This window comes from Mycolicibacterium sp. XJ879 (assembly GCF_053483935.1).
In genome coordinates this window covers 35,178-49,977 of sequence record NZ_JBEFTH010000018.1, presented here as the reverse complement: position 1 = coordinate 49,977, position 14,800 = coordinate 35,178, and the positions used below count along the sequence as shown (strand labels likewise).

16 protein-coding genes are annotated in these 14,800 nt (G+C 66.1%); 15 read left to right on the top strand and 1 reads right to left on the bottom strand.

The window, feature by feature from the left end; genetic code table 11:
* The first annotated feature begins 68 nt into the window (after window positions 1–68).
* The 5 genes from ABQF13_RS24295 to ABQF13_RS24275 all read left to right on the top strand — a co-directional run bounded on the left by ABQF13_RS24295 (window position 69) and on the right by ABQF13_RS24275 (window position 4,162).
* The gene (locus tag ABQF13_RS24295; RefSeq protein ID WP_448395361.1) at window positions 69–671 is read left to right on the top strand and encodes a TetR/AcrR family transcriptional regulator; all 603 of its coding nucleotides are present in this window, start codon (window positions 69–71) and stop codon (window positions 669–671) included.
* Window positions 672–835: 164 nt separating this feature from the next.
* Window positions 836–2,101 carry an aromatic ring-hydroxylating oxygenase subunit alpha gene (locus ABQF13_RS24290; RefSeq protein WP_448395360.1) on the top strand — a complete coding sequence of 422 codons (1,266 nt, stop codon included), beginning with the start codon at window positions 836–838 and terminating at the stop codon, window positions 2,099–2,101.
* Window positions 2,102–2,105: 4 nt separating this feature from the next.
* The gene (locus ABQF13_RS24285; protein ID WP_448395359.1) at window positions 2,106–2,435 is read left to right on the top strand and encodes a hypothetical protein; all 330 of its coding nucleotides are present in this window, start codon (window positions 2,106–2,108) and stop codon (window positions 2,433–2,435) included.
* Window positions 2,432–3,688, top strand: a complete 1,257-nt coding sequence (locus tag ABQF13_RS24280) for a metal-dependent hydrolase family protein (RefSeq protein ID WP_448395358.1) — start codon at window positions 2,432–2,434, stop codon at window positions 3,686–3,688. Before ABQF13_RS24285 ends, ABQF13_RS24280 begins: the two co-directional genes overlap by 4 nt.
* Before the next feature lie 21 nt (window positions 3,689–3,709).
* Entirely contained in the window at window positions 3,710–4,162 is a 453-nt protein-coding gene (locus ABQF13_RS24275; RefSeq protein WP_448395384.1) for a MarR family winged helix-turn-helix transcriptional regulator, read from the top strand.
* A 7-nt stretch (window positions 4,163–4,169) separates the two neighbouring features.
* Here the strand turns inward: ABQF13_RS24275 and ABQF13_RS24270 are convergent, their stop codons facing one another.
* Window positions 4,170–4,757 carry a TetR/AcrR family transcriptional regulator gene (locus ABQF13_RS24270; protein WP_448395357.1) on the bottom strand — a complete coding sequence of 196 codons (588 nt, stop codon included), beginning with the start codon at window positions 4,755–4,757 and terminating at the stop codon, window positions 4,170–4,172.
* 202 nt (window positions 4,758–4,959) lie between these two features.
* Between ABQF13_RS24270 and ABQF13_RS24265 the strand changes: the two genes are divergently transcribed.
* The 10 genes from ABQF13_RS24265 (at window position 4,960) to ABQF13_RS24220 (ending at window position 14,798) form a co-directional block, all read left to right on the top strand.
* Window positions 4,960–7,185 carry an acyl-CoA dehydrogenase family protein gene (locus ABQF13_RS24265; RefSeq protein ID WP_448395356.1) on the top strand — a complete coding sequence of 742 codons (2,226 nt, stop codon included), beginning with the start codon at window positions 4,960–4,962 and terminating at the stop codon, window positions 7,183–7,185.
* 24 nt (window positions 7,186–7,209) lie between these two features.
* Complete coding sequence (locus ABQF13_RS24260; protein ID WP_448395355.1) at window positions 7,210–8,418, top strand: thiolase family protein; 1,209 nt, start codon at window positions 7,210–7,212, stop codon at window positions 8,416–8,418.
* A gap of 2 nt (window positions 8,419–8,420) precedes the next feature.
* Window positions 8,421–8,831 carry a Zn-ribbon domain-containing OB-fold protein gene (locus tag ABQF13_RS24255; protein ID WP_448395354.1) on the top strand — a complete coding sequence of 137 codons (411 nt, stop codon included), beginning with the start codon at window positions 8,421–8,423 and terminating at the stop codon, window positions 8,829–8,831.
* Window positions 8,832–8,885: 54 nt separating this feature from the next.
* Window positions 8,886–9,899 carry a 2Fe-2S iron-sulfur cluster-binding protein gene (locus ABQF13_RS24250; protein WP_448395353.1) on the top strand — a complete coding sequence of 338 codons (1,014 nt, stop codon included), beginning with the start codon at window positions 8,886–8,888 and terminating at the stop codon, window positions 9,897–9,899.
* 31 nt (window positions 9,900–9,930) lie between these two features.
* Entirely contained in the window at window positions 9,931–10,674 is a 744-nt protein-coding gene (locus ABQF13_RS24245; protein ID WP_448395352.1) for an SDR family NAD(P)-dependent oxidoreductase, read from the top strand.
* A gap of 30 nt (window positions 10,675–10,704) precedes the next feature.
* Window positions 10,705–11,976, top strand: coding sequence for an aromatic ring-hydroxylating oxygenase subunit alpha (locus ABQF13_RS24240; protein ID WP_448395351.1), 1,272 nt, complete (start codon window positions 10,705–10,707; stop codon window positions 11,974–11,976).
* Between the two features lie 2 nt (window positions 11,977–11,978).
* Complete coding sequence (locus tag ABQF13_RS24235; protein ID WP_448395350.1) at window positions 11,979–12,314, top strand: hypothetical protein; 336 nt, start codon at window positions 11,979–11,981, stop codon at window positions 12,312–12,314.
* 14 nt (window positions 12,315–12,328) lie between these two features.
* Window positions 12,329–13,174, top strand: coding sequence for a TauD/TfdA dioxygenase family protein (locus tag ABQF13_RS24230; RefSeq protein WP_448395349.1), 846 nt, complete (start codon window positions 12,329–12,331; stop codon window positions 13,172–13,174).
* Between the two features lie 125 nt (window positions 13,175–13,299).
* Complete coding sequence (locus ABQF13_RS24225) at window positions 13,300–14,610, top strand: cytochrome P450 (protein ID WP_448395348.1); 1,311 nt, start codon at window positions 13,300–13,302, stop codon at window positions 14,608–14,610.
* The gene (locus tag ABQF13_RS24220) at window positions 14,607–14,798 is read left to right on the top strand and encodes a ferredoxin (protein WP_448395347.1); all 192 of its coding nucleotides are present in this window, start codon (window positions 14,607–14,609) and stop codon (window positions 14,796–14,798) included. Before ABQF13_RS24225 ends, ABQF13_RS24220 begins: the two co-directional genes overlap by 4 nt.
* Window positions 14,799–14,800: the final 2 nt, after the last annotated feature.

The window sequence follows — 14,800 nt, the reverse complement described above, 5'->3', positions numbered from 1 at the left end:
AGTGAATATACCGATGAGTATCTGGAGAACTCAATGGTTTCTGAGAAACTATGTGGCAGACTTTGGTCATGGTCGAGCGGTGGACGCGGGAGCGGCGACTCGAGCACACGCGTTCGCTGTTGTTGGACGCCGCGGAGAATGTGTTCGGCGAAAAGGGTTTCACCGCAGCGACTCTGGACGACATTGCGTTCGCGGCGGGCTACACCAAGGGCGCCATCTACAAGCACTTCGCCACCAAGGAGGAGCTCTTCCTGGCCGTCAGCGACCGGTACTGGCGGCGCTACTTCGACAACTTCGCCGAGGTGATGTCGGCGGCCGAGCAGGTGGGAGCGCGCGAGCGCGACGACATCGCCACCCGGTGGCGTCAGCTCAGCCGCGACCGCGGCGCCGAGCACGCCGCACTGGGCCATGAGTTCACGCTCTATCTTCTGCGCAACCCCGAGGCGCGGGACCGCGTGGCCGCCAAACGCTCGGAGGTGGTCGAGAAGTTGGCGAAGTTCATCGTCGACGGGGTCGACAGGCTGGGGGGGACGGTGCTGATTTCGCCGATGACGCTGGCTCGAGTGCTGATCGCGACCAGTGACGCCATCGTCCTCGGCAGCGAACTCGACGACGTCGACCTCTACCGGCCGATCGTCGACATGTACGTCTCGGCGATCAAGCTTCCTTGAACCCCGCCTTCGACCCGCGAGATCGACGATTTGGCGGAATCTGCCTCGCACTTTCCCGCCCGTTTGTCCCTTGGGGCGAAGAGTGAGGAGGCGGTGTATCAACTACTTGCGATTGCGGTGGGGAGCAGATACCGTCGGCATCGTCGCGTGGACAGGAGAAGCCAATGGCCCGATTCCCCAAACCTCCCGAAGGCAGCTGGACCGAGCACTATCCGGACTTGGGTACCGAACCGGTGTCCTACGACGACTCGATCAGCCCCGAGTTCTACGAGGCCGAGCGCCAGGCGATCTTCAAGCGGGCCTGGCTCAATGTCGGCCGCGTCGAACAACTTCCACGCAAGGGCAGCTACTTCACCAAGGAAATCAAGGTCGCCAACACGTCGATCATCGTGGTGCGCACCACCTCTGGAGAGGTCAAGGCGTACCACAACATCTGTCGTCACCGCGGCAACAAGCTGGTGTGGAACGACATGCCACTCGAGGAAACCAGCGGCGTCTGCAGGCAGTTCACCTGCAAGTACCACGCGTGGCGCTACGACCTGGACGGCAACTTGACGTTCGTGCAGCAGGAAGGCGAGTTCTTCGACCTCGACAAGAGCCGCTACGGTCTGGTCGGCGTGCACTGCGACGTGTGGGAAGGCTTCATCTTCGTCAACTTCGCCAAGTACCCCGAACAGTCGCTGCGTGAGTTCCTCGGCCCGATGATCCTCGATCTCGAGGGCTATCCGTTCGAAAAGTTGACCACGAGGTTCACCTATCGCTCGGAGATCGGAGCGAACTGGAAGCTGTACATGGATGCGTTCCAGGAGTTCTACCACGCACCGGTACTGCATGCGAACCAGTCGCCCACCGCGTACTCCAAGGCCGCGGCCGAAGCCGGTTTCGAGGCACCGCACTACCGCATCGAAGGTCCGCACCGACTGGTCAGCACCTCTGGTGTGCGGGCCTGGGAGATGTCCGAGGAGATGCGCAAACCGATCGAGGACATCTGCCAGAGCGGGTTGTTCGGGCCATGGGACAAACCGGATCTCGGTGAGATGCCACCCGGCCTGAACCCGGCCAAATGCGATCCGTGGGGTCTGGACTCGTTCCAGCTGTTCCCGAACTTCACGATGCTGTTCTGGGGCCAGGGCTGGTACCTGACCTACCACTACTGGCCGACGTCGTACAACACCCACATCTTCGAAGGCAACCTGTACTTCCCCGAGGCCCGCACTCCGCGCGAACGCGTCGCGCAGGAACTGGCCGCAGTATCGTTCAAGGAGTACGGCCTGCAGGACGCCAACACGTTGGAGGCCACCCAGTCGATGATCGAGTCGCGCGTGCTCGACGACTTTCTGCTGTGCGATCAGGAGGTGCTCATCCGTCACCTGCACAAGGAGACCGCCGCCTGGGTCGAGCAGTACCAACGCGAGACGGCGGGGGTGTAGTCCGATGACCGCAAAGCTGCCACCGGAATTCGCCGACCTAGAACCGTTTTCGGACTGGTGCTTGGCCACCGAGCCGGAGCGCTACGCCAAGCGGCTGGCCAGTTCGATGACCGACATGCAGGCGTTCTACGATGCGATCACTAACCGCGCCGAGGAGGCGCTCACCTACTGCGACAAGTTCACCCTCGACGACATGCCCGAGGATGTTCTCAACCTGATGCGCCTGCTGTACTCGATGATCATGGTGTCCTTCCCGGTGGAGTGCTGGAAGCAGCCGCGGGTGCCCGATTCGGGCGCCTCCACGCTTGACTGCGTAATCGAACCCGTGCCGTGACCGACCCCGTCACCGTTCTACGGGCGCAGCGCTGGGCCGACGTCGAGACCGGTCAGGTGCGCTCACCGGCGGTGCTGGTGGTGAAGGGCGACCGGATCTCAGCGGTCAATCCCGTTGAGGAGCCCAAGGATCCGGCACAAGACATCGATCTCGGCGACGTCACCCTGCTGCCGGGGCTGATGGACATGGAACTCAACCTGCTCATCGGGGGCCCCGGCGGACCGGAGGGTCTGCCCAGCCCGATGCACGGGGTGCAGGACGATCCGGTGTATCGGACACTGCGTGCTGCGGTCAACGCCCGCACCACGCTGGAAGCGGGCTTCACCACGGTGCGCAACCTGGGCCTGATGGTCAAGACCGGTGGCTATCTGCTCGACGTGGCCCTGCAGCGCGCCGTCGACCAGGGCTGGCACGTGGGTCCGCGGATATATCCGGCCGGGCATGCGGTGACCCCGTACGGCGGACACCTCGATCCCACGGTCTTTCAGCGGCTGGCCCCCGGCATCATGCCGCTGTCGGTCGCCGAGGGCATCGCGAACGGGGTCGACGACGTACGCGCCTGTGTGCGCTACCAGATCCGCCACGGCGCCAAGCTGATCAAGGTGTCGGCATCCGGCGGCGTGATGTCGCATAGCACCGCGCCCGGCGCCCAGCAGTACTCCGACGACGAGTTCGCCGCGATCGCCGACGAGGCTCACCGCGCCGGCGTACGGGTGGCCGCACATGCGGTGGGCGACAGCGCGATTCGGGCGTGCATCCGCGCCGGTATCGACTGCATCGAACACGGTTTCCTGGCCTCCGACGAGACGATCCAGATGATGGTCGACCACGGCACCTTCCTGGTCTCGACGACGTACCTGACCGAAGCGATGGCCGTCGACCGGATCGCACCCGAGCTGCGTAAGAAGGCCGAAGAGGTGTTTCCGCGCGCGCAGTCGATGTTGCCGAAGGCGATCGCCGCCGGGGTTCGCATCGCGTGCGGCACCGACGCACCGGCGATTCCGCACGGCCAGAACGCCAAAGAGTTGTGTGCGCTGGTGGCTCGGGGGATGTCGCCGATGGAAGCGCTTCGGGCGGCGACCATCACGAGCGCAGAGCTGATCGAGGCCGACGACGAATTGGGCCGGCTCGCACCCGGATACCGCGCCGACGTCATCGCCGTGCCCGCCGACCCGTCACGCGACATCACGACTACGCTCGACGTGCGGTTTGTCATGAAGGACGGCCGCATCTACAAGCACGATGGGAGCTAGGTCGTGGCAGAGGACCTCGGCATGGAACTGGCCGACAACATCCTGTGGCACCTCAAGCAGGCCTGGTACTTCTCGCTGACGGCGGTCAACGACGCGGTGAGCCAGCACGGCGTCAGCACCGCACAGATCGGTGTGCTGCGTCAGCTCACCAACGAGCCGGGCCTTTCGGGTGCCGAGCTTGCACGTCGCCTGCTGATCACCCCGCAGGGGGTGCAGCTCGCGATGAAGGCGCTCGAGCAGCGTGGTCTGGTCGAGCGCAAGCCAGACCCTCAACACGCGCGGATTCTGAAGGCTTACCTGACCCCTGAGGGTCGAAAGGTGGCCGCCGCGGTGGTCAGCGACGCGATCGCCGCCCACGAGGACGTCTTCGGTGTACTGACCTCCGAAGAGCAGCGCACGCTGCGTGATCTGCTGGCACGTGTGGTGGAAAAGGGCACGGGCCATACGCTTTTCGATGACCACATCGGCGACTAGGCGCCGATCAAGACACGGCTCCGTCGAGGACCGTGCGGGTGATCGTCTCTGCGCGGCTGCGGTGGAAGGACCGGCCCTCGCTGAGGATGGCGTAGACGATCCCGCCGACGATCGCGTCCGCAGCGGCCTGCGCCGCCGCGTCGTCCAGTCCGGCGGCGCACAACCGGTTCTTCACGCTTTCGTGCAACGGCACGCTGAAGCCGGCATACATGCGGGCTTGGGTGTCCTCGTGTTCGAGGCCGGCGACGGTGAGGATGCGCAGCATCGCGTGTCCTCGGGCGGTGGTGAGCGTGGCCGCCAGTTTGACTGCCCACCGGCTGAGATCGGCGGTCAGATCTCCGGTGTGCTCGACGGCGCGCAAGATCTTGTCCGCGTCTTCGAGCAGCACGTCGGCGACGAGCGCGGGCCTGCTCGGCCACCACCGGTAGATGGTCTGCTTACCGACCCCGGCGCGCGCGGCCACGGCCTCGATGCTGAGCCCGTCGAATCCCCGCTCGAGCAGCAGTTCCTTTGTCGCGGTGACGATCGCCACCCGAGATCTCTCGCTGCGGCGGCGTGGGGTGCGCGCTTCGGTGACCACTGAACGACTCCGCATCTGACGGCCTTTACAGATGGTGCCAGCAACTACTAGCCTTTGCAAGACGAGACGGTTCGTCTCGTAAAGATGAGAGGGATCCGAGGCCCATCAGTGACGAAAAAGCTTGTCATCGGCGCAAGCGGGCTCTTGGGTTCCGACGACGACGCGTATCGATCAAGGCCATGGCGGCGATGAGTTACCCCAACAGCGAGCAGGCGCTGTGAGCCTGGCACTCACACCGGAGCAGCGCGAACTCGCCGACTCGGTCGGCCGGTTCGCCGCGCGGCGCGCCCCGATGGCATCGACCCGGGAGGCGTTCGACGCGCTGGCCAACGGCGAGCGCCCCGCATGGTGGGACGATCTGACCGCCAACGGTTTCCACGCCGTACATCTACCTGAGCGCTTCGGCGGCCAGGGCGGTGAACTGCTCGACGCCGGCTGCGTACTCGACGCCGCCGGCAAGGCGGGCCTGGCCGGTCCGCTGGTGCCGACGGTCACGGCCGGCGCGGTCGCACTGCTCGCCCGCCCGTCATCGTCGGCGCAGACCTTGCTCACCCAGCTGGCCGGGGGAACCCCGGCCGCACTGATCCTGCCGCAGCACGCAAACTTCAACGCCCGCACCGGCGACGACGGCTGGCTGGTCAGCGGTGCCTCGGAGGTGGCGGCCGGAATATGTTCTGCCGGTGTCGCTCTGGTCGGGGCCGGCACCGACGACGGCGAGACCCTGTGGGTAGCCGTTGACACCGCGCAGGCATCGGCCAGCACCCAACCCGTCGCCGGCACCGACCTGCTCACCGACATCGGGGTCCTGCGGCTCGACGACTATCCGGTCGCCGGCTCCGCGACGCTCGACGGCATCAACGCCGACCGCGCGGAATACGTCGCGGTCGCACTCGCGGCGTGTGCGGCCGCCGGGATCGCACAGTGGTGTGTCGACGCGGCGACCGAACATCTGCGCACCCGCGAACAGTTCGGCACGCTCATCGGCACATTCCAAGCGCTGCAACACAATGCCGCGATGTTGCTGGTCAACAGCGAGCTGGCCAGCGCGGCGGCGTGGGATGCCGTGCGGGCCGTGGACGAACCCCTCGAACAACTTCGGATGGCGGCGGCCGGCGCGGCCCTCATGGCGGTGCTGCCGTGCCCGGGCCTGGTGCTCGACACGCTGACGATGTTCGGGGCCATCGGCTTCACCTGGGAACACGATCTGCACGTGCACTGGCGACGGGCCACTAGCCTGGCCGGTTCGATCGGCACCAGAAGCAGTTGGGCCCGGCGACTGGGCGAGACGACCGTACATACCGAACGCGACTTCGCGGTAAACCTCGGCGACGCCGAAGAAGATTTTCGGGCACGGGTGGCCGAGACGCTGGACGCGGCCGCCGCCGAGCGCAACGACGGACCCGGAAAGCAGGGCGACTACGAGCATTTCGCCACCGGAGCGCAGCGCACGCTCATCGCCGAGGCGGGGCTCATCGCACCGCAGTGGCCCCGGCCGTGGGGCATCGACGCCACACCGCTGCAGCAGCTCATCATCGACGAGGAGTTCGCCAGGCGCCCGGGTTTGGTGCGGCCGTCGCTGGGGATCGCCGAATGGATCCTGCCGTCGATGATCCGCGCCGGCTCGACGGAATTGCAGCACCGACTGATCCCGCCGACCTTGCGGGGCGAACTCGCGTGGTGTCAGTTGTTCAGCGAGCCGGGCGCTGGCTCAGATCTGGCCGCGCTGAGCACGCGCGCCACCAAGGTCGACGGCGGCTGGCAGATCACCGGGCACAAGATCTGGACGTCGTCGGCGCATCGCGCCGACTACGGGGCGCTGCTCGCCCGCACCGACCCGGATGTCCGCAAGCACCGCGGGCTCGGCTACTTCATCGTCGATATGCGGTCGGCGGGTATCGAGGTGCAGCCGATTCGACAGGCCAGCGGCGAGACGGAGTTCAACGAGGTCTTTCTGACCGACGTGTTCGTACCCGACGAGGTGCTCCTCGGTGAGCCCATTGGGGGATGGGGGCTGGCCATCGCGACGATGGCCGAAGAGCGTTCGGCGATCAGCGGATACGTGCAGTTCGACAGGGCGGCCGCGCTGCGCCGGCTCGCGAAGTCGCAGCAGCAGACGCGCGACGACCTGGTGCGCGAACTCGGTGAGCTCGACGCCTACACGCACGCGATCAAGGCGCTGGGCGTTCGCGAGACCATCCGGCTGCTCGACGGCCAGACCACCGGCGCCGCTTCCAGCGTGGCCAAGATCGCGATGAACGAACTGTTGCGCCGCACGTTCGCCACCACGCTCGGATCGACCGGACGGCTGGCTATGGTCGCCGAATCCGATCCACCTGTCGCGCAACCGTATCTAAGGGTGCCCGCCGAACTGATCGGCGGCGGGACCAAGGAGATCCAGCTCAACATCGTCGCGCAGATGATCCTCGGCTTACCACGCAAGTAGCCGTCACCACAGCGAAGGACCACCATGGGATTACGGGGCGAAGCCGCCATCGTCGGGTACGTCGAACTGCCACCGGAGCGGATGAACAAGGCCTCACCCGCACCGTTCACGCTCGAGCAGTGGGCCGAGCTTTCGGCGGATGCGCTCGCCGATGCCGGGCTTCGGGGTGAACTCGTCAACGGGATCGTCACGTCGCATCTCGGCGAATCCGAGATCTTCGTACCATCCACCATCGCCGAATACCTCGGCGTGAGAGCCAACTTCGCTGAGCTCGTCGACCTCGGCGGTGCCAGCGCCGCGGCAATGGTGTGGCGCGCGGCGGCGGCGATCGAACTGGGATTGTGTGATGTGGTGCTGTGCGCGTTGCCGGCGCGCTACATCACGCCGATGTCGGAGAAGAAGCCCAAACCGCTCGTCGACGCGGTGTTTTTCGGCTCGTCGAGCAACCAGTACGGCTCACCGCAGGCGGAATTCGAGATCCCCTACGGCAACCTCGGCCAGAACGGGCCGTACGGTCAGGTCGCCACCCGCTACGGCGCGGTGTACGGCTACGACGAACGGGCGATGGCCAAGATCGTCGTCGACCAACGGGTCAACGCCAACCACACCGAGGGCGCCATCTGGAAGGACAAGCCGCTCACCGTCGACGACGTGCTCGCCAGCCCGGTGATCGCCGACCCGCTGCGCATGCTCGAGATCGTGATGCCGTGCGTGGGCGGGGCCGCAGTTGTGCTGGCGAACGCCGACATCGCCAGGCGCACCCGCCACCGTCCGGTGTGGGTCAAGGGTTTTGGCGAACACGTGCCGTTCAAGACCCCGACCTACGCGGCCGACCTGCTGCACACCCCGATCGCCGAGGCCGCCGACACCGCGTTCGCGATGACCGAACTCGGACGCGCCGACATGGACATGGTGTCGATCTATGACTGCTACACGATCACGGTGCTGCTGAGCCTGGAGGACGCCGGGTTCTGCGAGAAGGGCGCGGGGATGAAGTTCGTCGCCGACCACGACCTGACTTTTCGCGGCGACTTTCCGCTCAACACCGCGGGCGGCCAGCTCGGGTTCGGTCAGGCCGGACTCGCCGGCGGCATGCACCACGTCTGCGACGCCGCCCGACAGATCATGGGCCGCGCCGACGCCGCCCAGGTGCGCGACTGCCACCGCGCGTTCGTCTCCGGCAACGGAGGGATCCTGTCCGAACAGACCGCCCTGGTCCTCGAAGGAGATTGACGATGACGACCTTTGAGCGTCCGATGCCGGTCAAGACGCCCACCACCGCGCCGTTCTGGGATGCGCTGCGCGAGCACCGCATCGTGATCCAATACTCGCCATCCTCGGACGCCTACGTGTTCTATCCGCGGGTCCGCGCCCCGCGCACGCTCGCCGACGACCTCGAATGGCGCGAGATCTCCGGTATGGGCACTTTGTACTCCTACACCGTGGCGCGCCGCCCCGTCGGGCCGCACTTCGCCGACGCGGTGCCGCAGTTGCTGGCCATCGTCGAATGGGACGAGGGTCCGCGGTTCTCCACCGAGTTGGTCAACGTCGACCCGTCCGACCTCGAGGTGGGGATGCGGGTGCGGCCGGTGTTCTTCGACTATCCCGAGTACGACGTCACGATGCTGCGATACGAACCCGCGTGACCGCACGAACTGGCCCTTGAGATCAATCACAAGTACTTGATACTGTGAGCGGCGATGACCGAGGAGTTTGCGCCGCTGCGCATCAAGCGGGTGGTGCGGGAAACCTGCGATGCCGTGTCGCTGGTCCTCGACGTGCCCGCCGGCCGTGCACAGAGCTTTCGTTACCGGGCCGGCCAATACGTGACGCTTCAGGTCGACGTCGGCGGCGACCGCCACCAGCGGTGCTACTCGATGTCGTCGTTCCCGAACTGCGGCGACGAACTGCAGATCACCGTCAAACGTGATCCCGGCGGTCTGGTCTCGAACTGGTTGAACGACGCCGCCGCAGCGGGTGACGAGATCTCCGTCGCACCGCCGGAAGGGCGTTTCGTCCTCGGCGAGGGCGAGCGTGACCTCGTGGCTTTCGCCGGCGGTAGCGGCATCACGCCCATCTTCTCGCTGATCGGCAGCGCGCTGGCGAACTCGACGCGCCGGATGCGCTTGTTCTACGCCAACCGCAGCCGCGAATCGGTGATCTTCGCTGCCAAGCTATCCACGCTGGCCGCGGCCAATCCCGAGCGGCTCACCGTGACACACCATTTCGACGACGAATCAGGCGTCGTCAGCCGCGCCGCAGTCGGGTCGTTCCTCGACGCGAGCGCTGATGCCGACTACTACATCTGCGGTCCTGGACCCTTCATGGACACCGCCGAACAGACCCTGCTGACATCCGGCGTACCACGCAACCGCCTGCACCTCGAGCGGTTTCACGTCGAGCCAGTGCCCGGTGACGCGGTCGCGGCTTCGGCCGAGGTCACCGAGAAGATCGTCATCGAACTGGATCGCAAGACCACCACGGCGGACTACCGGAGAGGCAACACGCTGCTGCAGACCGCGCGCATGGCCGGACTGCGTGCGCCGTCGTCGTGCGAAACCGGTTCGTGCGGAACATGTATGGCCCGCATCGTCTGCGGAAGTGCCAGGATGCTCAACAACGACGCGCTCGACGACGACGAGGTGGCCGAGGGGTGGGTACTGACCTGCCAGTCGCTGCCCACCAGCCCAACCGTTCACGTGGTCTACGAGTAGAGGTGAAAGGTCCTGCGATGGAGCGAATTCGATGAGCCGCGTGGCGGTGGTTACCGGAGGCGCTTCCGGAATGGGCGAAGCGACCTGTCATGAGCTCACCAGACGTGGTCACAAGGTCGCGGTGTTCGACCTCAACGGTGAGGCGGCCCAACGGGTCGCCGAGGACCTGCGCGCCACCGGTGCTACCGCCCACGCGCACGCGGTCGACGTCAGCGACCGCGCGGCCGTCGAGGCGGCGTTCGACAAGGTGCGCGCCGAGTTGGGGCCGGTGCACATCTTGGTCACCAGCGCGGGCGCCGTGGACTTCGCGCGGTTCACCGAGATCACCCCGCACGCCTGGCAGCGGCTGATCGACGTGAACCTCACCGGCACCTTCCACTGCTGTCAGGTCGCGGTTCCCGACATGCTCGACGCCGGCTGGGGCCGCATCGTGATGATCTCGTCGTCCAGCGCGCAACGCGGGTCACCGGGAATGGCGCACTACGCCGCCTCCAAAGGCGCGTTGCTGTCGCTGACCAAATCGCTTGCCCGCGAGTACGGTCCGGCCGGTATCACGGTGAACAACATTCCGCCGTCGGGCATCGAGACACCCATGCAGCATCAGTCGCAGGCCGCGGGGCATCTGCCGTCCAACGACCAGATGGCCGCCAGCATCCCGCTGGGCCACCTGGGCACCGGTGACGACATCGCCGCCGCGGTGGGTTTTCTCTGTTCTGACCAGGCCGGCTTCATCACCGGCCAGACTCTCGGAGTCAACGGCGGGTCGGTGATGTGATGAGGTTCCAAATGACACAGGGAGGTTCGCATGGGTAAGTGGCCTAAGCCCGCGGAGGGCAGCTGGACGGAGCACTACCCGGAGCTGGGTACCGGGCCGATCTCGTTTCGGGACTCGACCTCACCGGAGTTCTACGAACTCGAACGTGCGGCCGTGTTCAAGCGGGCCTGGCTCAACATCGGGCGCGTCGAGGAGGTGCCGCGGGTCGGCAGCTACTTCACCAAGGAGATCGAGGCGGCCAAGGTCTCGGTGATCGTCGTCAAGGGCCGCGACGAGAAGATCCGCGCCTTCTACAACGTCTGCCGGCACCGGGGAAACAAGCTGGTGTGGAACGACTATCCCAACGAAGAGGTCAAGGGCACCTGCCGGCAGTTCACCTGCAAGTATCACGGCTGGCGCTACGACCTCACCGGCGCGCTCACCTTCGTTCAGCAGGAGGGTGAGTTCTTCGACCTGGAGGCCTCGCAACGCGGGCTGCGCCCGGTGCACTGTGACGTGTGGAACGGCTTCATCTTCATCAACTTCGATCCGGAGCCCCGGTGGAACCTGCGCGAGTTCCTCGGTCCGATGATCACCGCGCTCGACGACTATCCCTTCGAGTTGATGACCGAGCGCTACGAGTTCGAGGCGCACAACAACAGCAACTGGAAGATCTTCGCCGATGCCTTCCAGGAGTACTACCACGTACCCTCGCTGCACTCCCAGCAGGTGCCTTCGGCTGTGCGGCAACCGAATGCGACGTTCGAGTGCGGTCATTTCCAGATCGACGGGCCGCATCGGCTGGTGTCCACCGCGGGCACGCGTCGATGGCTGCTGGACCCGGAGTACATGTATCCCGTCGAACGGGCCACCCGCAGCGGCCTGGTGGGGCCGTGGCACACACCGGAGACGCACTTCTCGGCCGGGTTGAACCCCGGCGGCATCGAGCCGTGGGGTATCACGAACTTCCAGATCTTCCCGAACCTGGAGATCCTGATCTACCACGGCTGGTACCTGCTGTACCGGTACTGGCCGACCTCGCACAACACCCATAAGTTCGAGGCGTACACCGCTTTTCACCCGGCCCGCACCGTGCGCGAGCGCGTCGAACACGAAGTTGCCGCAGTGGTGCTCAAGGAATTCGCCCTGCAGGATGCCGGGATGCTGGGCGGCACGCAGGCGGCGCTGGAATACGGCGTGAACGAGCCGATCGTCGACGAGTTCCCGCTCAGCGACCAGGAGATCCTGGTGCGCCACCTGCACAAGGTCGCCGTCGACTGGGTCGAGGAGTACAAGTCCGAGCGTAAACCGGTGGGGGTGTGACCATGACCGAACCCCGACTCCCCAGTGCGTTCGCCGAATTCGAGCCGTTTGCCCAGAAGTGGTGCCTGGCAACAGAAGCCGAACGCTGGGACACCCGGATGAACACCTCCATGGCCGAGATCCGGCAGTTCTACGAGGCGTTCACACCGCGCTTCGAGGAGGCGATCGACTACTGCGACAAGTTCCCGCTCGACGACCTGCCCGACGATGTGCTGAACCTGTTGCACCTCATCTACTCGATGGTCATGGTCTCCATGGCCGTCGAGATCTTCGGAACCCAGAAACCCGCCGACTCCGCTGACGCCGTCATGCACCGCGTCAGCGCGCCGGTGCCATGACGGAAAGTGCAGCCATGAGTCTGCTGACCATCAATAAGCTCACGTCCTCGGTCGGGGCCGAGGTGCCCGGGCTCAATTCCGAGACGCTGGCGTCCGACGACGCGTTCGGCGCCGCGGTGCTCGAGGCGCTCGAAGACAACGGCGTGCTGGTCTTTCCTGGCCTTCGCCTCGACCCGCAGGCGCAGGTCGCGTTCTGCCGACGGCTGGGCCAGATCGATCATTCCTCCGACGGGCACCACCCGGTCGCCGGAATCTATCCGGTCACGCTCGACAAGACGAAGAACGCGTCGGCGGCATATCTGCGCGCCACCTTCGACTGGCATATCGACGGCTGCACGCCCACCGGCGACGAGTACCCGCAGATGGCCACGGTGCTCTCGGCGCGACAGGTGGCCGAGCGCGGCGGTGAGACGCAGTTCGCCAGCGCCTACGGGGCCTACGACGCGCTGAGCGACGACGAGAAGGCGCAGTTGGCGTCGCTGTGCGTCGTGCACTCGCTGGAGGCGTCCCAGCGCCGGGTGACCCCGGATCCGACGCCCGAGCAGCTGGCGCGGTGGCGGGCCCGGCCCACCCATGAGCATCCGCTGGTGTGGACGCACCGCAGCGGACGCAAATCGCTGGTGCTGGGGGCGTCGGCCGACTACGTCGTCGGGATGGACGTCGAGGAGGGTCGGGCGCTGCTGGCTGAACTTCTCGATCGTGCCACCGGGACCGACAAGGTGTACAGCCACAAGTGGTCGGTCGGCGACACCGTCATCTGGGACAACCGCGGCGTGCTGCACCGGGCGACGCCATACGATCCGGACTCGCCGCGCGAGATGCTGCGCACCACCATCCTCGGGGACGAACCGATCCAGTGAGCTGCCCGAGATGCTGGGCGGGTGCACAGCCCCCTCGTTGACGCCGACGTCCGGCTATGGAAATCTAATACTTATCTGACGAGAATCACATTCTCAAAGGCAGAGATCGTCGAACGGAGTAGCGCATGGCGGAGGACCTCACCACGGTGGACTTCTTCCGGGACGGTCGCCTGACCGACGACCCGTACCGGTTCTACGCGGCACTGCGCGATAAGTGCCCGGTCAGCCGCGAGGACCACTACGGCGTCACGATGGTGACCGGATGGCAGGAAGCCGTCGATGTCTACAACGACGCGGAGGCGTTCTCCTCGTGCATCTCGGTGACCGGTCCGTTCCCCGGGTTCCCGGTGTCGCTGGAAGGTCATGAGGACGGCGACATCACCGAGCTGATCGAAAGGCACCGCGACGAGATCCCGTTCAGCGACCAGCTTCCGACGCTGGACCCGCCCACGCACACCAACCACCGCGCGTTGTTGATGCGGCTGATCACGCCCAAGCGCCTCAAGGAGAACGGGGACGCGATGTGGCAGCTCGCCGACGACATCCTCGACGACTTCCTGGCGCCGGGGGAGGGCGAGTTCATCGCCGGCTTCGCGGCCCCGTTCACGTTGCGTGTCATCGCCGATCTGCTCGGCGTGCCCGAGGAGGACCGCCCCGAGCTTCTGGAACGGCTGGCGCGCGGCACGCACGGCAGCGGTCTGGGCAACGCCGACAAGACGCTGGCCAAGACGCCGCTGGAATACCTCTACGACGTCTTCGCCGAATATGTCGAGGACCGTCGGGCCAACCCCCGCGACGACGTGCTCACCGGGCTGGCGACCGCGAACTTCCCGGACGGCACGGTGCCCGAGGTGGGTGACGTCGTGCGGGTGGCCACCAACGTGTTCTCGGCCGGACAGGAAACCACGGTGCGGCTGCTGAGCACCGCGCTGAAGGTGATCGGCGACAACCCGGGCATCCAGCGCAGGCTGCGCGAGGACCGCAGCCTGCTGCCGAACTTCATCGAGGAGTGCCTGCGCATCGAAAGCCCCGTCAAGGGCGACTTCCGGCTGTCGCGGGTGCCGACCACCGTCGGCGACCAACCGCTGGGCGCCGGCTGCACGGTGATGGTGATCAACGGTGCGGCGAACCGGGATCCGCGCCGGTTCTCCGACCCCGACGCCTTCGACCCCGAGCGCAAGAACGCCCGCCAGCACCTGGCGTTCGGCCGCGGCATCCACAGCTGCCCGGGTGCACCGCTGGCCCGTGCGGAGACCCGCGTCGGGCTCGAGCGGCTGTTGGACCGCACCACCGACATCCGGATCAGCGAGGCCCAGCACGGCCCCGCGGGCGAGCGGCGGTACAACTACATCCCGACCTACATCCTGCGCGGGCTCACCGAACTGCATCTGGAGTTCGATGTGGTGAAGGGCCCGGAGGAGGAGTCAGCCGGATGAGGGTCGCCGTCGACGAAGACCGCTGCGCCGGTCACGGTATGTGCCTGACGCTGTGCCCCGAGGTGTTCCAGATGACCGACGACGGCTGGGCCGTCGCGGATCCGGCCGAGGTCCCCGCCGGACTCGAAGAGGCCGCCAAGGACGCGATTCAGAATTGTCCGGAACAAGCGATCAGCGAGATCGACTGACC

Bases quoted from the DNA above. Each gene is read 5' to 3' on its own strand.
- ABQF13_RS24240 (WP_448395351.1), top strand. From the start codon at position 10,705: ATGGGTAAGTGGCCTAAGCCCGCGGAGGGCAGCTGGACGGAGCACTAC.
- ABQF13_RS24220 (WP_448395347.1), top strand. From the start codon at position 14,607: ATGAGGGTCGCCGTCGACGAAGACCGCTGCGCCGGTCACGGTATGTGC.
- ABQF13_RS24250 (WP_448395353.1), top strand. From the start codon at position 8,886: ATGACCGAGGAGTTTGCGCCGCTGCGCATCAAGCGGGTGGTGCGGGAA.
- ABQF13_RS24225 (WP_448395348.1), top strand. From the start codon at position 13,300: ATGGCGGAGGACCTCACCACGGTGGACTTCTTCCGGGACGGTCGCCTG.
- ABQF13_RS24245 (WP_448395352.1), top strand. From the start codon at position 9,931: ATGAGCCGCGTGGCGGTGGTTACCGGAGGCGCTTCCGGAATGGGCGAA.
- ABQF13_RS24255 (WP_448395354.1), top strand. From the start codon at position 8,421: ATGACGACCTTTGAGCGTCCGATGCCGGTCAAGACGCCCACCACCGCG.
- ABQF13_RS24270 (WP_448395357.1), bottom strand. From the start codon at position 4,757: ATGCGGAGTCGTTCAGTGGTCACCGAAGCGCGCACCCCACGCCGCCGC.
- ABQF13_RS24230 (WP_448395349.1), top strand. From the start codon at position 12,329: ATGAGTCTGCTGACCATCAATAAGCTCACGTCCTCGGTCGGGGCCGAG.
- ABQF13_RS24295 (WP_448395361.1), top strand. From the start codon at position 69: ATGGTCGAGCGGTGGACGCGGGAGCGGCGACTCGAGCACACGCGTTCG.
- ABQF13_RS24260 (WP_448395355.1), top strand. From the start codon at position 7,210: ATGGGATTACGGGGCGAAGCCGCCATCGTCGGGTACGTCGAACTGCCA.
- ABQF13_RS24235 (WP_448395350.1), top strand. From the start codon at position 11,979: ATGACCGAACCCCGACTCCCCAGTGCGTTCGCCGAATTCGAGCCGTTT.
- ABQF13_RS24275 (WP_448395384.1), top strand. From the start codon at position 3,710: ATGGAACTGGCCGACAACATCCTGTGGCACCTCAAGCAGGCCTGGTAC.
- ABQF13_RS24290 (WP_448395360.1), top strand. From the start codon at position 836: ATGGCCCGATTCCCCAAACCTCCCGAAGGCAGCTGGACCGAGCACTAT.
- ABQF13_RS24285 (WP_448395359.1), top strand. From the start codon at position 2,106: ATGACCGCAAAGCTGCCACCGGAATTCGCCGACCTAGAACCGTTTTCG.